The sequence below is a fragment of the Shewanella sp. 10N.286.48.B5 genome (assembly GCF_002874355.2).
Classification (GTDB): Bacteria; Pseudomonadota; Gammaproteobacteria; order Enterobacterales; family Shewanellaceae; genus Shewanella.
On the sequence record NZ_MCVG02000001.1, the window covers coordinates 3,131,925 to 3,150,358 of the forward strand.

Genomic DNA, 18,434 nt, shown 5'->3' on the forward strand with positions numbered 1-18,434 from the left:
TGAAGATAGCTTTTTCTTTTGAGCCTCACTGAATTCCGTTACACTCAAAGCTTATCTTTGTTGCTCACCTTAGGGATCATTTTATGACACTCGCAACCACACAGCCAAACTGGGATTACTTAACTTCAACGCCCGACTTACTGGTTTCAAACTTAAGCCACTTAGGTTTAATTGAAGTGACCGGTGAGCAAGGTAAAACCTTTATTCACGGCCAAGTCACTACCGATATCGTATCGCTGACAGAAACTCAGTGGCGCTGGGGCGCCCATTGCGATCCTAAGGGTAAGATGATTGCTAGCTTTAGAACCTACACAATTGCTGAAAGCCTTTTTATTTTAATGCCAGCATCAGTATTACCGCTAAGTTTGGCCTCATGGCAGAAATATGCGGTGTTCAGTAAAGCGGAATTAACTGATGTCACTGCTAAGCAAGTTATTTTAGGCTTTGCTGGTACGAAGGCTACAGAGTTTATTGAGCAGCAATTTGGACGGATTGAACATGAAGTTACTCACGCTGAAGGCGCTATTATTTTAAAAGATGCTGAGCGCTTCATAGTGATTACATCAGCTGAAAAAGCGCAGCAATTAGTCACAGCTTCAAATCAACCACTATCTAGCCACCAAGCTTGGCAAGCATTAGAAATTCAAGCCGGTTACGCCAATATTGACGACAACCACAGCAGTGAGTTTGTACCACAAATGTGTAATATACAGGCGGTAAACGGTATTAGTTTTGAAAAAGGCTGCTACATGGGCCAAGAAACCATTGCCAGAATGAAGTACCGCGGTGGTAATAAACGCGCCCTGTATATTCTATCCGGTAGTGCCTCTGAAACTGTCAGCAGTGAAACTCAAATTGAAATTGCCTCAGAAGATGGCTTTCTTCGAACGGGTAAAGTTATCGAAGCGGTTGAATTTAATGGCCAAGTGCTATTAACCGCAGTATTGGCTAACGATACGCCAAATGATGCAAAACTAAGAGTAAAAAATGACAACCAAAGTGAGCTAGTGGTGAAGCCGCTACCTTATTCGTTAGAAGATTAACTTAAACGGTTATATGGGTTAAAGCCAACAAAGGCTGCTAACCGTAACATTAAATAAAGGCTGATGGATGAGGTTACTTCTCATTCTTCAGCCTTTTTTATTATTTCAAAATCAACATATAAACGGGTTATTTCAATGAAAAGTCGATCTAAGTAATTTTATTTGTCGTATGATGATGTAATTACAAGTAATACCAGAGACGCTAATGACAGCAGTGATCACCCAACTATCGCAAGTATCCAAAGGCTTTAACGATGGCGATAGACTCCATCAGGTGCTTAACTGTGTCGATTTATCCCTGCATCGTGGTGATACCATTGCGCTAACCGGCCCCAGCGGCACGGGCAAAAGCACCCTACTTAATATCATTGCCGGTTTTGAGAAAATTGATTCTGGTCAGTTACAACTCATGAACCAACAAGCAGCGCAGTGGCAAGATAGTCAATGGAGCCAGTTTAGGCGCGCCCAACTTGGTATTGTCTTCCAACAATTCAACTTACTCACCCCGCTTAATGTTATCGATAATATCCGTTTTGTATTACAGCTTAATAATCAAAAGTGGAGTGATTGGGGCGATGAGCTTATTACGCAGCTTGGGATTAGTGACATTTTAACAAGACCTGTTGAAACCTTATCGGGTGGTCAGCAGCAACGCGTTGCCATTGCCAGAGCGTTAATCCACAAACCGGCATTATTACTAGCAGACGAGCCAACCGGTAATTTAGATGAAGCTGCAGGTCAGCAAGTAATGGAGCTAATGTGCCAGCTTACCATGGCTGCAAATACCACGGTGTTGATGGTAACCCACAGTGAAACCTGTGCGGGCTATATGAAACGCAGGTGGCATTTAGAAAAAGGCCATATTCATGAGTAATCAGGCTCAAGACATCACTGTCAAACAATGGCTGTTGTCACTAAAAATCTTCTTTGCCCACTACCGCCATTCGCCATTACAAGCTGGTGCCATTCTTCTCGGTATCCTCCTCGCAGTCACCTTGCTAATAGGCGTCAAGTCTACCAATGAAAATGCAGTAAGAAGTTACAGCGAAGCCACCGAACTATTAAGTCAACGGGCAAGCTTGTTGATCACCCCAGCCGCAGGGCAACAACTCATTAATGAGCAGGTCTATTTCCGATTGCGTCAAAGCGGGATCAGTAATGCTTTAGCTGTGATTAATGGCCTTGCAGTCGACGATAAAGGGCGGCGCTGGCAAATTCAAGGCAGCGATTTATTTGCTGCAGTTAACTTACAAAACCATTCATCTGAAGCTCAAACGAATACCAACAGCAAAACGCCCATTAATATTCCACTGGATAAGCTATTAGCAGGCAGCAATGTGTTGTTAATGAGCCAATCCCTAGCGGATAACATAGCAAAAGACGGGTGGTTTTATTTACAAAACCCACAAGATAAAGCCGCTAACACTATCAAGCTCGAAGTGATCAGTGTCGATGATGATTATGGCTTAGGTAATGCCATTGTCGCTGATATCTCTTTAGCGCAAATCCTATTAGACCAACCCAATAAGCTGTCTTATATTGCTTTGTTTGATCCTGCTGAGCCACTGATTGAGCAAATCAATAGTCAAAATCTATTACAGCAACAGGCGAGTATTACAGAACAAGATCAAGGCCAGGCGCTACAAGAGCTTACCCGTAGTTTTCACTTAAACCTTAACGCCATGAGTATGCTGGCTTTTGTGGTAGGGCTATTTATCGCTTATAACGGCGTGCGCTACAGTTTGATGAAGCGGCAAAAATTATTAGTACAATTACTGCAATTAGGGATTAATAAGCATAATGTGATGCTAGCACTGGTCGCTGAGCTCATTGTGCTGGTGATCATTGGTGCAAGCTTAGGCTTTATTCTGGGGCTGCAACTCAGCGTCTGGCTACAACCTATGGTCGCCATGACACTAGAGCAGCTTTATGGCGCTCGGCTAATGCCCGGCAACTGGCAATGGCAGTGGTTTGCCCAAGCCATAGTGTTAACCTTGTTTGCCGGTTTACTCGCCTGCCTGCCACTGTATCGACAATTAACGCAACAACCCCTCGCCCGAGCTGGCACCAAACATAATCAAGCAAGCAGTTTGCTGGTCACCCAACGCTGGTTGTTTGCCATCGCGATAGTGGCATTAACCATTTGCGCTGCACTGTTTCCGTTTACTGAGCAATATCAATTTAGCCTCGCACTGATGGGGATTGTTATTGTCGCTATCCCACTATTGCTGCCATTAACACTGCATTATGTCAGTAGTAGTTTGGCTAAGTATTTTCCGGCAGGATTATGGCAATACATGATGGCAGAAACCAAAGAGTTAATCGGGCCGTTATCGTTAGCCATGATGGCGATGCTATTGGCGCTAACCGCGAACATTTCGATGAATACCCTAGTGGGCAGTTTTGAAGTCACCTTAAAAACCTGGCTTGAAAGCCGCCTTCATGCAGATTTATACATGCGCCCGTCAAGCGAAAACATCACTGATATTGCGTCTTTCTTAGAGAAGCAGCCTAAGGTCACTGGTATATATTCACAGTGGACAGTAAATAGCAGTTATCAAAATATGCCCGTTGAACTTGTGAGTCGCGATTTGTATTCAACTAAGATTGTCAGTTCGCTAAAACAGCAATCAGATGACTTCTGGGCTGAATTTACTCAGGGTAATCAGTTGATGATAAGTGAGCCCATTGCGATTAAATACAAGTTACAAATTGGCGATAGCTTTACATTGCCAATCATGTCAGCAAAAACGAATCAACACCCCGTGACCATTGGCGCTATCTTCTTTGATTATGGTAACCCTAAGGGTCAGGTCGTAATTGGTAATACACTATGGCAACAATTACAATTGCCCAAGCAAGCTAAAAGTATCGCTGCCAGCTATGATGGCGATATAAACGAGCTTGAACAATCACTCGTTAATAGCAAGCTAATTTCAACAGCGCAAATGTATAACCAAGCCAAAATTAAGCAGCAAGCCATAGCCATGTTTAAGCAAACCTTTTCTATCACCATGGTGCTCAATAGCCTCACCTTAATGGTGGCTGCCATTGGATTATTCAGTGCATGCTTAATGCTAACCCAAGCCAGACAAGCACCACTAGCCAAACTATATGCCCTTGGGGTGAGCAAAGCACGCTTGCGCTTTATGATGTTCATTCAAATGCAGTTTATTGTATTACTCACCTGTTTAGTGGCGCTGCCAACAGGTGCTGTACTGGGTTACTTACTGATCAACAAAGTCACTTTACAAGCCTTTGGTTGGAGTATTGCCATGCTATGGGATTGGCAAGCTTATGCCCGAGTGGTGTTAATTGCGCTGTCTACCAGCGCCGTTGCCATCGCGATCCCACTTTACTGGCAAACCCGTAAATCACTTATTCATAACCTTCAGCAAGAGGCTTTATAATGTATAACGCCCCGATAACCAACGCCATCAAAAAGCGACAGATTGACCCAGTGCTAAAGCTACGACAGTCAGCTTTTATCGCAATATGGTTACTGTTAGCTTGTCTGAGCCAAATGGGTTGTCAGCCTAATTCAACAGCAGAGTCAGATAACAAAGCCAGTATGGGCAGCCTATTAACGCAAGACGCTGACAGCCTTGAGCAATACGCCAAAGTACTGCCAGATCATCAACTCAATTTCCCGCAAGATCATTTAAGCCATGATAAATTTAGGCAAGAGTGGTGGTATTTAACGGCCAATATGACCACTGAGGCGGGTGAAGAGCTAGGGCTTCAATGGACTCAATTCAGAATTGCGTTGTCTGCTGCTGATACTGCCGCGCCAAACAACTGGGCTACTAATCAAATGTTTATGTCACACGCTGCATTAACCTCAGCATCCAAGCATCAAGCCAAAGAGAAATGGTCTCGCGCCCATCCACAACTGGCTCATGTTAGCTCTAACCCTCTCACCATCGCGTTAGATGATTGGCAGTGGCGCAGTGAAACAAATGCGTTATTTCCGGCAAATTTAACGGTTAACACTGAAAAATTTGGCTACCAATTATCATTAACCAGTAACGCGCCAATGAACCTACAAGGCGATAACGGCTACAGTATTAAAAGCCCTAACGGCGAAGTTGCTTCTTACTATTACAGCCAGCCTTTTATTGATTTAACAGGTTCTATTAACCGTGATGGTAAAACTGAAATAGTCACAGGAAAGGCTTGGCTTGATAGGGAGTGGAGCTCGCAATTCCTTACTAAAAGCCAGCAAGGCTGGGACTGGTTTTCTATTCGCCTAGATGATGGCTCTGCGCTAATGCTTTTTCAACTAAGAAACAGTAATAGTGAGGCCTTTTTTAGTGCCCGCAGAATGTTTTTCGACGGTAACGGCAGAAATATTAATAGTAAGTCACACCCAAACGACATAAAAGTTACCCCGCTTAGCTGGCAACAAACTGACAGTGGTCGCTATCCAATTAGTTGGCAGGTTAGCATTACTAGCGAAGATATTGATGTCACCGTTAAAGCACTTAACCCCAACAGTGATATGCCACTGACAATCTCTTATTGGGAAGGCCCGATCAGCGTATCAGGCAGTCATTCTGGTAATGGATATATGGAGCTAACGGGCTATTAGCACCATTGATGTTCAAAGTTAATTTTGCCTCTTCCTCGCTTTTTAAAGCCTATAGAAGCTGCTACTTCTATAGGACGGATTTTTCTATATCTGTCCTATACTTTTACCATTAACTATCAATAATCCGTAAGAATTAAATTTACATTTGCTAATTAAGTAATTGAGCAAATTGAAAAACGTGCTTTAGATCACACTTACTAGTGTGATCTACAGCAATAAACAGCCCGTATACTCAGTCTGGGGTATACCCATGAAAAATGCGCGGTTTAGACTCAATGATAGTTAAGTTTTTTGTTAATAAAAACCTTGGTAAATAAAAACAAAGATAGTTTTAAAAATACTGTCTACATACATTTAAGAGTGAGGAAACACCATGAGCATAAGCCGTCGCGAGTTTCTAAAAGCCAATGCAGCTACCGCAGCCGCTTCGGCAGTTGGACTTGCTTTACCAATAAAAATGGTTCAAGCAGAAGAGCAGTCTGCAGAAATAAAATGGGACAAAGCCCCTTGTCGTTTCTGTGGTGTGGGTTGTAGTGTTTTAGTGGGTACCAAAGGTGGCAAAGTTGTTGCGACTCAGGGCGACCCAGAAAGCCCAGTCAACAAAGGTCTTAACTGTGTTAAGGGCTACTTCCTCTCTAAAATTATGTACGGCAAAGACCGCCTTACGTCGCCATTATTAAGAATGAAAGATGGCAAGTATGACAAAGAAGGTGAATTTACCCCAGTAAGCTGGGATGTTGCCCTTGATACCATGGCTGACAAGTGGAAAGCCAGTATTGCCAAAAAAGGCCCTACATCGGTAGGTATGTTTGGCTCGGGCCAATGGACTATCTGGGAAGGCTACGCGGCATCTAAATTACACAAAGCGGGCTTCCTTACCAACAACATCGATCCTAATGCCCGTCACTGTATGGCATCTGCGGTAGGTGGATTCATGCGTACCTTTGGTATTGATGAGCCAATGGGTAGCTATGATGACTTCGAAGCTGCAGATCACTTCGTGCTTTGGGGCGCCAATATGGCAGAAATGCACCCTATTCTATGGTCACGCTTAACTGACCGTCGTTTAAGCCATGAAGGCAGTAAAGTCCATGTGTTATCGACATTTGAAAACCGCAGCTTCGAACTTGCCGACAACCCTATGGTATTTAAGCCGCAATCTGACTTAGTTATCTTGAACTTCATTGCCAATTATATCATCCAAAACGATGCGGTTAATAAAGACTTCGTCAGCAAGCATACTAACTTCGCAGAAGGTGTGACTGATATCGGTTACGGTCTTCGCCCTGAGCATCCTCTAGAGCAGAAAGCGAAAAACCCAGGTAACGGCAAATCTAAGCCTATCTCTTTTGAAGAATACGCAAAATTTGTCAGTACTTATACTGCTGAATACGCATCTGAAATGAGTGGCGTACCAGTTGAAAACCTTATCGAAATGGCAAAAGCGTATGCTGATCCTAACATCAAGATCATGAGCTTATGGACTATGGGTATTAACCAACATACTCGTGGTGTGTGGGCAAACAACATGCTTTATAACATTCACTTGTTAACAGGTAAAATTGCCACGCCAGGTAACAGCCCGTTCTCATTAACAGGTCAACCTTCAGCTTGTGGTACAGCACGTGAAGTGGGTACTTTCTCGCATCGTTTGCCTGCAGACATGGTTGTAGCAAACCCTAAACATCGCGCAATCACTGAAAAGTTATGGCAGCTACCTGAAGGCACGATTCCGCCAAAACCTGGCTACCATGCTGTACTTCAAAGCCGTATGCTGAAAGATGGCAAACTAAACTGTTACTGGACTATGTGCACCAATAACATGCAAGCAGGTCCAAACATTAACGATGAAATTTACCCAGGTTTCCGCAACCCAGAAAACTTCATTGTGGTATCAGACCCATACCCAACAGTGACAGCAACAGCTGCTGACTTGATTCTTCCTACTGCGATGTGGGTAGAAAAAGAAGGTGCTTACGGTAACGCTGAGCGCCGTACTCATATGTGGCATCAACAAGTTAAAGCCCCTGAAGGCGCTAAGTCTGACTTATGGCAGCTTGTTGAGTTCTCTAAGCGCTTCAAAGTTTCTGAAGTTTGGCCTGCAGAGTTAATTGCTAAAAAGCCTGAGTATGCAGAAAAAACCTTATATGACATCTTATTTGCTAACGGTGTCGTTGATAAATTCCCGTCATCAGAGTGTAAAGGTGACTACAACGATGAAAACGATGCATTCGGCTTCTACCTGCAAAAAGGGTTATTTGAAGAGTATGCTCAATTTGGTCGTGGACACGGTCATGATTTAGATGCATTTGACAACTATCATGAAAACCGCGGTAAACGCTGGCCTGTAGTCAATGGTACCGAAACGGTTCGTCGTTTCGTTGAAGGAAGCGATCCATACGTTAAAGCTGGTGAAGGTTATAACTTCTACGGTAAGCCTGATGGACGCGCGGTTATTTTTGCACTGCCATTTGAGCCCGCTGCTGAAGAGCCAAATGAAGAGTTTGACCTATGGATGTCTACAGGTCGCGTACTTGAGCATTGGCATACAGCAAGTATGACAGCTCGTGTACCAGAGCTGCATAAGTCTTACCCTGATGCACAGGTATTCATGCACCCTAAAGACGCGAGTAGTCGTGGCCTGAAAAATGGTGATGAAGTGAAAGTGATTTCTCCACGTGGTGAAGTGAAAACGCGTGTTGAAACTAAAGGCCGTAACAAGCCACCTGTCGGCGTGGTGTTTATGCCATTCTTTGATGCTAGACAGCTGGTCAACAAATTATTACTTGATGCTACTGATCCGTTATCGAAAGAAACAGATTTCAAGAAGTGTCCAGTGAAGATTGTTAAAGCCTAATTTGACTTACAGTGATGCTGAAAACAAATTTAGCATCACTGAATCACTATTTATCTCTATCCATTTAATCAAAAAATAATGGATATGAAGGAGTGTAAACCATGAAGAAATTACTTAGCCTTGCTGCGATAGTGCTCAGTCTTAGCGCATGCTCAGGTCAACAAGCAGCAGAAACTGCTGCACCAGTAAATGTAAAATCACTAGCTGGTGATGTACAGATTACTGACACCATTCCTGCAGATGCAAAAGCGACTTACCCAAGCCGCGGAACTGCGATTGAAAGAACATTTGTGCATCAACCACCTATGATCCCCCATAGAGATAGTTATCCTATCACTATGAAAAAGAATGGTTGTTTAACGTGTCACAGTACTGAAAAGGCAGCGCGCATGAAAGCCACGCCAATCGACAAGTCACACGTAAAAGCCGATGGAAAATTTGACGATAAATATTATTTTTGTGTTCAGTGCCATGTTGCACAAGCAGATAATAAAGAAGCATTAGTTGAGAATTACCACACAAACTAAGCTTCTACATCCAGCTTGATATCGATGTAAAATAAAAATGCCACTGGATCTCAGTGGCATTTTAGTTTGTCGCTAACATGACAACATTAGCTAAGGCTCAAAGTCTAAAGCCTTTACGGCGTCACAATATTAAACCAGAAGTTATATTCATCAAGCATGCCTAAAAACGCAGTGAATAAGCTTTCATCGCCACTAATTTTTACATCGCCTTTTTTAATGGCCTCATCAAAGGTTATCTCTTTTAGCTGGATGCTATTCATGGTTTCCATGCTCATAACTAAGCCGACATCCGGGTCTTCAACTTGATTTGAGCTGTGGTGTAATACCGCATTCTCAACTGTTAAGCTGTAACCCTTTTTAAGATCAGTGAAATCAATATTGATATCAAACTGTTTACCCGCCGCTTTGGCAGAATCCAATCTTACCGCTAAATAATCAAACAGCAATTCAGGTGTCATCGCGCGAATAGTATCAGGTGTTGCGGTTTGAGTTCCCCCTGCTGACGGAATACCATTTCGCAGCTCATAAGCACCTTGTAAATATACTGAACGCCAAGGCCCTGACTCAGCTTGATAACCTAATTGCTCAAAGGCATCGGCCAATAACTCTTTAGCCTCAGTAGATTGAGGGTTAGCAAAAACAGCATGTTTCATCACCTCAGCAACCCAGCGATATTCACCATCAGCGAAAGAGTTTTTGGCTTTTTTAACCACTTCAGCTTCGCCACCCATGTACTGCATATACTTTTTAGCAACCACTTCTGGCGGCAGATTATCAAGGTTAGATGGATTACCGTTATACCAGCCCATATAACGTTGGTACACTGCGCGGCTATTATGTTTCAGCGTACCGTAATAGCCTCTGGTAGCCCAGTTCTGCTCTAATTCAGGTGGCAGTGTGATCATTTCAGAAATCTCTTCGCCTGTGTAACCTTGGTTCATCAGTCTTACTGATTGGTCATGGGTGAATTTGTAGATATCACGCTGCTTTTTGAAATAAGGAATAATGTTGTCACTGCCCCATAAAGGCCAATGATGACTTTGGAACTTAACTTTTGCTTCTTGGCCCCACAGGCTAATAGTCTCGTCAAGGAAACTGGCCCAAATCAGCGCATCTCGCACTTGTGCCCCGCGTAGGGTTAAGATGTTATGCATGGTATTAGTCGTGTTTTCCGCCATCCACAAGGCTTTATATTGTGGAAACCAAGTGTTCATCTCAGCTGGTGCTTCAGTGCCGGGGGTTAACTGAAACTCCATTTCAACACCATCAATAGTTAATTTAGTCCCCGTCTGTTTGATTTCCTTATTAGGCACTAATAAACCCGCAAGCCCGGTCGATACTGTCATACCTAGACCGCCATTTACACCGCCCTGGGCATTTCTAGGCAGTAATGCGCCGTACATAAATACCGCACGGCGACCCATAGCATTACCAGCTATCACGTTTTCAGAGACGGCATGCTCAGTGAAATGCTCCGGTGCTATCACCTGCACTTTACCGCTGGCAACATCTTCAGCTGTGGCTAAACCCGTTGCACCGCCATAATGGTCAATATGGCTATGACTATAAACAATCGCCACCACTGGACGCTCTCCAATATGCTTATTAATTAAGTCTAATGAGGCTTTAGCTGTTTCAGGGGAGATTAATGGGTCAAATACAATCCAGCCCTTGTCGCCTTTAATGAAAGTGATGTTACTTAAGTCAAATCCACGTACTTGGTAAATATTATCAGTCACTTCAAATAAACCATGTTGAAGTACCAATTGGGTATTACGCCATAAACTAGGGTTTACCGTATCAGGGGAGGCTTTGTCATCACTGATATAGGTTTTATATTGCTCAAGATCCCAAACCACATTACCTTTAGCATCTTTAATGGTCACTACATCAGGCTTAGCAATAAAACCCCGTTTAGCATTATCAAAATCTTGCTTGTCGTTAAAGGGAAGCGCCTTTAGCACTGCGGCATTGGCTTTTTGAGTATGTTCAGTAGCAGGTTTGGATTGAGTAGCGGCAACACTATGATAAGACACAGCAACTGAAATAGCTGCGGCAAACAGATAAAGCGGTTTCATATAAGCTCCTTTTAAACACGATTAAATACTTAATTCGTTATCCTAGGAGTAAAGTTAGCTGCTTATTTAACCAAGCGCTAGCGCTATTAGTTTTATATTTATTAATAATTTTTATTTTTTATCCTCAAATTTAAAGCATAAAAAAACCGCTGTAAGCATTAGCTTGCAGCGGTTTTTATTAAAGCTTAAACGCTAGAATTACTTCTTAGCAGCAGCTTCACGTTCTTTAACGTCAGCAATTACTTTTTCAGCAACACTGTTAGGACATGGGTTGTAGTGAGCGAATTCCATAGAGAATTGGCCACGACCTGATGTCATAGTACGTAGTGAACCGATGTAACCGAACATTTCTGATAACGGTACGTCAGCTTTAATACGAACGCCAGTAACACCAGCCATTTGGTCTTTAATCATGCCACGACGACGGTTAAGGTCACCAATAACATCACCAACGTTGTCATCTGGGCTGAATACGTCAACGTTCATGATAGGCTCAAGAAGTTGTGCGCCAGCTTTAGGCATAGATTGACGGAATGCGCCTTTAGCAGCGATTTCGAACGCGATAGCTGACGAATCAACTGCGTGGAAAGCACCATCTGTAAGTTCTAGTTCAACGTCTAACACAGGGAAACCAGCAACAGTACCGGTATTCATCATGCTAGCAAAGCCCTTCTCAACTGCAGGCCAGAATTCCTTAGGAACGTTACCACCAACAACTGAAGACTTGAAAGTAAAGCCAGTATTTTGCTCGCCAGGACGGATAACATAGTCAATTTTACCAAACTGACCAGAACCACCAGACTGTTTCTTATGCGTGTAGCTATCTTCTGTAACCTTAGTGATAGTTTCACGGTAAGCAACTTGAGGTTCACCAACGATTAAGTCAACACCGTAAGTACGCTTAAGGATGTCTACTTTAATGTCTAAGTGAAGCTCACCCATACCTTTAAGGATGGTTTCGCCTGAGTCTTCGTCAGTTTCTACGCGGAAAGATGGATCTTCTGCAATCATTTTACCGATAGCGATACCCATTTTCTCACTGCCGCCTTTATCTTTTGGCGCTACAGCGATAGAGATAACTGGCTCTGGGAATACCATTGCTTCAAGAGTACAAGGATGTTTAACATCACATAAAGTGTGACCAGTTTGAACATTCTTCATACCAACGATAGCGATAATGTCACCAGCTTGCGCTGAATCTAATTCGTTACGCTCATCAGCTTGCATTTCAACCATACGACCAACACGCTCAGTTTTACCTGTAAACGAGTTAAGGATGGTGTCACCTTTGTTGATCTTACCAGAGTAGATACGTACGAAGGTTAGTGCACCAAAACGGTCATCCATGATTTTGAATGCTAACGCTTTGAATGGCTCGTCAACTGAAACTAAAGCGTGTTCGCCAGTTTCGTTACCTTCTTCATCAGTAAGAGGTTGTGGGTCAACTTCAACTGGGTTAGGTAGGTAGTCAACAACAGCATCAAGAAGAAGCTGCATACCTTTGTTCTTGAACGCAGAACCACAGTATGTAGGGAAGAATGACATATCACGGGTACCCTGACGGATACAACGCTTGATTTCTTCCATAGATGGCTCTTCGCCTTCCATGTAAGCTTCCATTAGGTCATCGTCTTGCTCTACAGCAGTTTCGATTAGCATTTCACGGTATTCTTCTACCATGTCTACCATGTCAGCTGGAACGTCTTCGATTTTGTAGTTCTCAGCTTCGCCAGTTTCGTCCCATACCCAAGCTTTACGAGTTAGTAGGTCAACAACACCACTAAACTCATCTTCGATACCAATAGGAAGAACCATAACTAGTGGGTTAGCAGCTAGAACATCTTTAGTTTGCTTAACAACACGTAAGAAATCAGCACCCATACGGTCTAATTTGTTTACGAAGATGATACGAGCAACTTCTGATTCGTTAGCATAACGCCAGTTAGTTTCTGACTGAGGCTCAACACCACCAGATCCACAGAATACACCAACACCGCCATCAAGCACTTTTAGTGAACGATAAACTTCAACAGTGAAGTCAACGTGACCAGGAGTGTCAATAACGTTAAAACGGTGGTCATTCCAGAAACAGCTTACTGCTGCTGACTGAATAGTAATACCGCGCTCAGCTTCCTGTTCCATGAAGTCAGTAGTAGATTCACCATCATGAACTTCACCGATCTTATGGATCTTACCGGTTAGCTTTAGGATACGCTCGGTGGTCGTGGTTTTACCCGCGTCAACGTGAGCGAAGATACCAATGTTTCTGTATTTGGATAATTCGGTCATGATTCAACTTTAATGATTAGTTAAGAGGTAGACGGAGCGTGTAAAAACTTAGACACACCGCACATCAGGTTATTTAAGGCGCATATTGTAAGTTGGAACCTGCAATAGCGCAAATAGGACTTGCAATTTTTATCGCATTTTACGTAAATAAATTCGATAAAAATACACATTTCTTATATAAAACAGAGAAATAAAACTTATCGTTTATTTTTCGAACAATAGTGTTTTTTTACTTCTAAGCTGTTTAAATTGACCTTAGGTTACTACAACAAGGTTAATATTGACTTAATAGCCTTCATTTAGGTGAATTTAAGTTGTTCTTCGTCGACTGATGCAAAAGTATTTAATTCGCTGTCGGACATAAAAAAATCCCTAAAAAAGCTTTAGGGATTTTTGTGTCATCAAGCAATCAAGCGTTAAGCTTATTCGCCATCAAGGGGCAAAATCACAAACAGTAAGTCACCTTGAGAAACTTGCTGACCATTACCGTTTAGAATGCGCTCAATGCGATACTTTTTATCTTCAGGGTACAGCACTGCATTTTGACGGTTAAAGCCGGCTAAGCTTACTTGAGAGAACATCTTCATCGCTTCAGTTAGCGCTAATGTTTGCTCTACTGTGACTATGTCACCTTCTTTAACAAAGTCAGGCTCACCCGGTGCTGGTGAGGTATAGAAAATACCAGCGCCTTGGGCTAACACTTTAAGCTCGTTACTTTCAGCAACCCGTAAAGACTCGGTATCTAAACCAACAGTTTCGGCCGCCGCTTCCATTTCAGCAATCAAGGCAGGTACATCTAACTCAGCCATCAAGCGTGGTAGATAGTTAGTATCGTAAACACCTTGATTGAAGGTCGCATCCTTAAGGATAAGCTTCAATAATGGAATGTTAGTGGCAATACCTTTGATGTAAGCTTCATCTAAGTAAGCAGACATCTTAGTGATCACATCTTCACGAGACTCACCGCGAATAATAATTTGCGCGATTAAGCTGTCGTAATATGGCGATACTTCTTTACCCGTTTCAGCAATTGAGATGATTTCAACATCGCCTCTTTCAGGCATGAAGCACTCACTGATCTTGCCAGGGTTTGGCAACAACTGCAGTACACCATCACTATCAAGGGCTGCTTTTTCAGCAGTAATACGCACTTCCATGGCGTAACCTTGTTCAACTGGCTCTAGATCTTCAATTGAGCGACCCGCAGCAATATCAAACTGGGCACTAACAATATCGATTCCTGAGGTTGCTTCAGTCACTGGATGCTCAACTTGCAGACGGGTATTCATTTCCATGAAGTACACTTCGTTAGCATCAAGGTTGTAGATAAACTCAACCGTACCCGCACCCATGTAATCAGTGGCGTCACCTAATGCACGAGTGTATTCAAGTACCCGTTGCTTAAGCTCTTCAGGCAACATGGTTGAACCCGATTCTTCAATCACTTTTTGGTTATTACGTTGCACTGAACAGTCACGAATACCCAACACTTTGGTGTTACCAAACTTATCACGCAGTAACTGCACTTCGATATGACGCAATGAGGTGACGTATTTCTCAAGGTAAAGGTCACCGTTACCAAATGCTGCAGCCGCTTCAGTTGAAGTCTTTTGGAACAAACCAATCATGTCCTCAGCTTTAGTTACCACTTGGATGCCTTTACCACCACCACCTTGTACCGCTTTAAGCAATACAGGGTAACCAATTTCAAGCGCTACGTTTACCGCTTGCTCGGCGTTGGTCAAAATACCGTGGCTACCCGGCACAACAGGCACGTTTTGGCCTTGTGAGGTTTTAATCGCGTTTGATTTGTTACCCATAGTCGTCATCGAATGCACGCTTGGGCCAACAAAGTTTACGCCATTGTTAACACATAAAGCAGCAAATTGCGGGCTTTCTGACAAGAAGCCAATACCAGGGTGAAGCGCATCAACGTTTTCGTAATCTGCCACTTTCAGGACAGAGTAGGCATTTAAGTAACTCTCATCAGAGGTGTTACCACCAATACAAACCAGCTTATCGTTCACTTTAAGCATGTCTGCAGGCACTGAGGTCATATCAGGATCTGATGCCACCAAAACAACATTAATTTTGTTGTCATGGGCTTTACGGATCAACTTAACCGCAGTACAACCACGTGCATGGATAAGCACTTTATCAATCGGCTTCATTAACGCACGAGGATCGTCTTGAACAATCTTCTCTTCAATGGCTTTAACTTCAGGCACTAAGGTTGATACCGCTTTAGCAATGATCTCTTGGGCATGCAATGTTGGCAGTGGCATTAACGGATCAATACTTGATAATTGGCTATCAAGAGTATCGGTGAATGGGTTATGCACTAAGCCCGTCATCGCACCCGGTACTTTAGATAAGTAGTTAGATAGCGTTGCTGTTGATGGCAAGTATGCAGGCACCACCATTTGACCAGCAAATGGCATATTAGTGCCTGATAGGTAATAAGTTTGCACTAACGGATGGGTCACAAAACTTGCCTGTGCGCCACCGGTACAATCACCAAAACCAAACATCAATACCGGTAATTCATTATCACGTACAAAACGGGTGATACGGTCATTAACCACAGCCATTGAGAATAGTGCCGCTGCACCTTCTTTGGTTTGCATACCACCAGAACTGATAAAACAAACCACTGGCAATTTACGCTTAGCACATTCAATTAATAGCGCGCTGAACTTCTCAGCACTGGCCATATCAAACGCACCAGCCTGGAAGGCAATGTTTGATACCGCAACACCGACACGCAGTGTTTGACCGTTATTATCAAAGTCAGCTAAACCGGTAATTAAACCACATGGGCGAATACCTTTGTCTAATGCATCTTCAATAGATAAACGGAAACCTGGGAAGTTGAGCAAGTTGGCAGACATCTTATCGCCATTAAGCTCTTCAAATTCGGTGAAGAACTTACCAATAATATTTTCCCAACCCATTTTCCCTTGGCGCTTTTCATCACGAAGGACTTTTTGGATCAGTAGATCTTGGTAGCCCATGGTGAGGCGGTTCCAGAAATCTTTACGACGACCAATACGCACAGGGTTGATAGCACCTGTGTACTTAGATTGATCTTCTTCACTGTCGAAATACTCTGGCAATAAACGCTCAAAGAAGTAGGTTAAGATAACAAATAAACTGTCGTTTAATTGCGGGAAACCGACACTCTTCCATTGCTCTACACGGGTTAACAGTTCTGCACGGTTAGATTGCGCCATGAAGAATTTAAGCCATTTATAGAACTTGCTCTTATCGTTGGCTTCATCATTATTTGATAACGCAGTATCGATGGCGTTATGCAATAACTTATCAACTGATTCACGTGACAAGCTCTTAGACATCATCGCTTCTTTGGAAATCGACGCTAAGTTAACCACCACATTGTCATATAGTGCATTAAAGATTAATACGTTATGACATTGCCAAATGAAGTCTTCACGCAACTCATCATTGACCACAATATCAAGTACAGTCAGTTGATTCAGCTCAGGCCAAGGCGCTTGAGTAGTAGATGATGGCAATGATTCAAGGTGCTTAATTAAGCCTTTGAAGTTGTTAGCTGAGTTACCTTTCCAGCGATGATACAAAGACCAGCCGATGTTAAAGAGCAATGCCTTACGGGCTTTCTTATAGTTCTCTTTCGGCTCACCTAAGATGAAACGAGTGATCACGTTACGTTCAGCTGAAATCTCGCTACGTTTGGCATCAAAAGTGCCCCAAAGCTTATTCAACTCTTCGTCGTAAACTAATTTATCAGGCGTCGCTAACCAAGATTGAAATACACTGTCTTGCTCTTGCTGAATACGCGCCAGTAAATCACCTTCAGGTACACTCACTTTCGACAAACGGCCATACTGTTCAACCGAAATTGAATGAATACGACTGCGCACAGTGAGATAACGCAAATAACGATAGGCACTACCAAACACATTGTGGTGCATGGTTGGACTGTTCGCCACAGCTAAGCCTTGGTTATTTTCTAAGGCTGAAAGGTTTTTAGAGGGGTCTAAATAGCGCGCTAAACTACGATCATAATGCTCTCGTAAATCGTCAGATTCACGTACAAAAGTGATGGCTGCATTTTCTACCGCTTCAATACCACTGATAATCGCGCGGCGCAGGTTATGCTGACGCTCGTCTTTATCATAAGGAGAAAAATCAACTATACCGTCAATACAACCAGCAGAAAGCAACTCTTCTGGTGATACCCCCACAGACTTAGCACATTCTTGCCATGACAAGTTGTACTTGCGGGCAATGCTTTGTAAGCCTTGCGGTTGAATAGTGTTAAAAATACCGTCACGTAATGACAATAAGATGTTTGCCGCCGCTAATGGAATCGCGCCACCAGAGTAACCTGCGCCGATCACGATACCGACAGTTGGGACGTCAACATTGGCACTTTCTGCAATGGCTTTTGAAATGGTATGGGCTTGGTTTTGGCTGTTAGCCACTTCCCCCGCATCGGCGCCAGGAGTATCAATTAAGTAAACGATTGGCATTGATAACTCAGCAAAGTGACGGATCGCTTTACATGCAGCTAAATGATGCTCAGGCATCCACGCACCGTTTGCCGAGGTTCTTTCTTGGGCGATAAAACCAATGCGGCGAGTACGTGAACCGAAATTTAATTCAATTTCAGCACTGTAAAAAGAACCTAAGTGAAACTCAGTGATCAACTTACCTTTTAGATCAGCGATAACACGTTTTGCACTTGGGCGGTTTTTATCTAAAGTCGGTTGAATAACTTTAGCCACATAACTATCGACATCTAAGGTCGACAGTTCTTTTAAATTTGCTTGGATCGCATCTTCAGATAACAATCCTTTGATTTCTTCAGCTAAAGTTTGCTTACTGTGAGCTGGAAATAATGAAAAATCTTTAGCTAAATGCTCCGCTTTAAGAAAGAGCGGGTCAGCCGATTGTGCCGATGTCTTGTGTACGGGCTGCTTTTTGCTAGTCATCCTTAGATCCTCTGCTTATATAGCCTCTAAAATTTTTAGTCGGTAAATATAACTTTGTTCCCTGTACAAT

Annotated in this window: 9 protein-coding genes; 6 read left to right on the forward strand and 3 right to left on the reverse strand. The window is 43.0% G+C overall.

What is annotated here, in order from left to right:
• Positions 1 to 83 precede the first annotated feature (83 nt).
• The 6 genes from ygfZ to BCU57_RS13445 all read left to right on the forward strand — a co-directional run bounded on the left by ygfZ (position 84) and on the right by BCU57_RS13445 (position 9,018).
• The gene (ygfZ, locus tag BCU57_RS13420) at positions 84 to 1,043 is read left to right on the forward strand and encodes a tRNA-modifying protein YgfZ (RefSeq protein WP_102436751.1); all 960 of its coding nucleotides are present in this window, start codon (positions 84 to 86) and stop codon (positions 1,041 to 1,043) included.
• 205 nt (positions 1,044 to 1,248) lie between these two features.
• The gene (locus tag BCU57_RS13425) at positions 1,249 to 1,917 is read left to right on the forward strand and encodes an ABC transporter ATP-binding protein (RefSeq protein WP_102436749.1); all 669 of its coding nucleotides are present in this window, start codon (positions 1,249 to 1,251) and stop codon (positions 1,915 to 1,917) included.
• The gene (locus tag BCU57_RS13430; protein WP_102436747.1) at positions 1,910 to 4,453 is read left to right on the forward strand and encodes an ABC transporter permease; all 2,544 of its coding nucleotides are present in this window, start codon (positions 1,910 to 1,912) and stop codon (positions 4,451 to 4,453) included. Before BCU57_RS13425 ends, BCU57_RS13430 begins: the two co-directional genes overlap by 8 nt.
• 113 nt (positions 4,454 to 4,566) lie before the next feature.
• Complete coding sequence (locus BCU57_RS13435) at positions 4,567 to 5,634, forward strand: lipocalin-like domain-containing protein (protein WP_102436775.1); 1,068 nt, start codon at positions 4,567 to 4,569, stop codon at positions 5,632 to 5,634.
• Positions 5,635 to 6,007: 373 nt separating this feature from the next.
• Positions 6,008 to 8,491: a nitrate reductase catalytic subunit NapA gene (napA, locus tag BCU57_RS13440; protein WP_102436745.1), complete on the forward strand. Its 2,484-nt coding sequence runs from the start codon at positions 6,008 to 6,010 to the stop codon at positions 8,489 to 8,491.
• A 101-nt stretch (positions 8,492 to 8,592) separates the two neighbouring features.
• Positions 8,593 to 9,018: a nitrate reductase cytochrome c-type subunit gene (locus BCU57_RS13445; protein ID WP_102436743.1), complete on the forward strand. Its 426-nt coding sequence runs from the start codon at positions 8,593 to 8,595 to the stop codon at positions 9,016 to 9,018.
• 113 nt (positions 9,019 to 9,131) lie between these two features.
• Here BCU57_RS13445 and BCU57_RS13450 read toward each other — a convergent pair whose 3' ends face one another.
• The 3 genes from BCU57_RS13450 to BCU57_RS13460 form a co-directional block, all read right to left on the reverse strand.
• Positions 9,132 to 11,096, reverse strand: coding sequence for an alkyl/aryl-sulfatase (locus BCU57_RS13450; protein ID WP_102436741.1), 1,965 nt, complete (start codon positions 11,094 to 11,096; stop codon positions 9,132 to 9,134).
• A 198-nt stretch (positions 11,097 to 11,294) separates the two neighbouring features.
• Positions 11,295 to 13,385: an elongation factor G gene (gene fusA / locus BCU57_RS13455; protein ID WP_102436739.1), complete on the reverse strand. Its 2,091-nt coding sequence runs from the start codon at positions 13,383 to 13,385 to the stop codon at positions 11,295 to 11,297.
• Positions 13,386 to 13,807: 422 nt separating this feature from the next.
• Positions 13,808 to 18,364 carry a biotin carboxylase N-terminal domain-containing protein gene (locus tag BCU57_RS13460; protein WP_102436737.1) on the reverse strand — a complete coding sequence of 1,519 codons (4,557 nt, stop codon included), beginning with the start codon at positions 18,362 to 18,364 and terminating at the stop codon, positions 13,808 to 13,810.
• Positions 18,365 to 18,434: the final 70 nt, after the last annotated feature.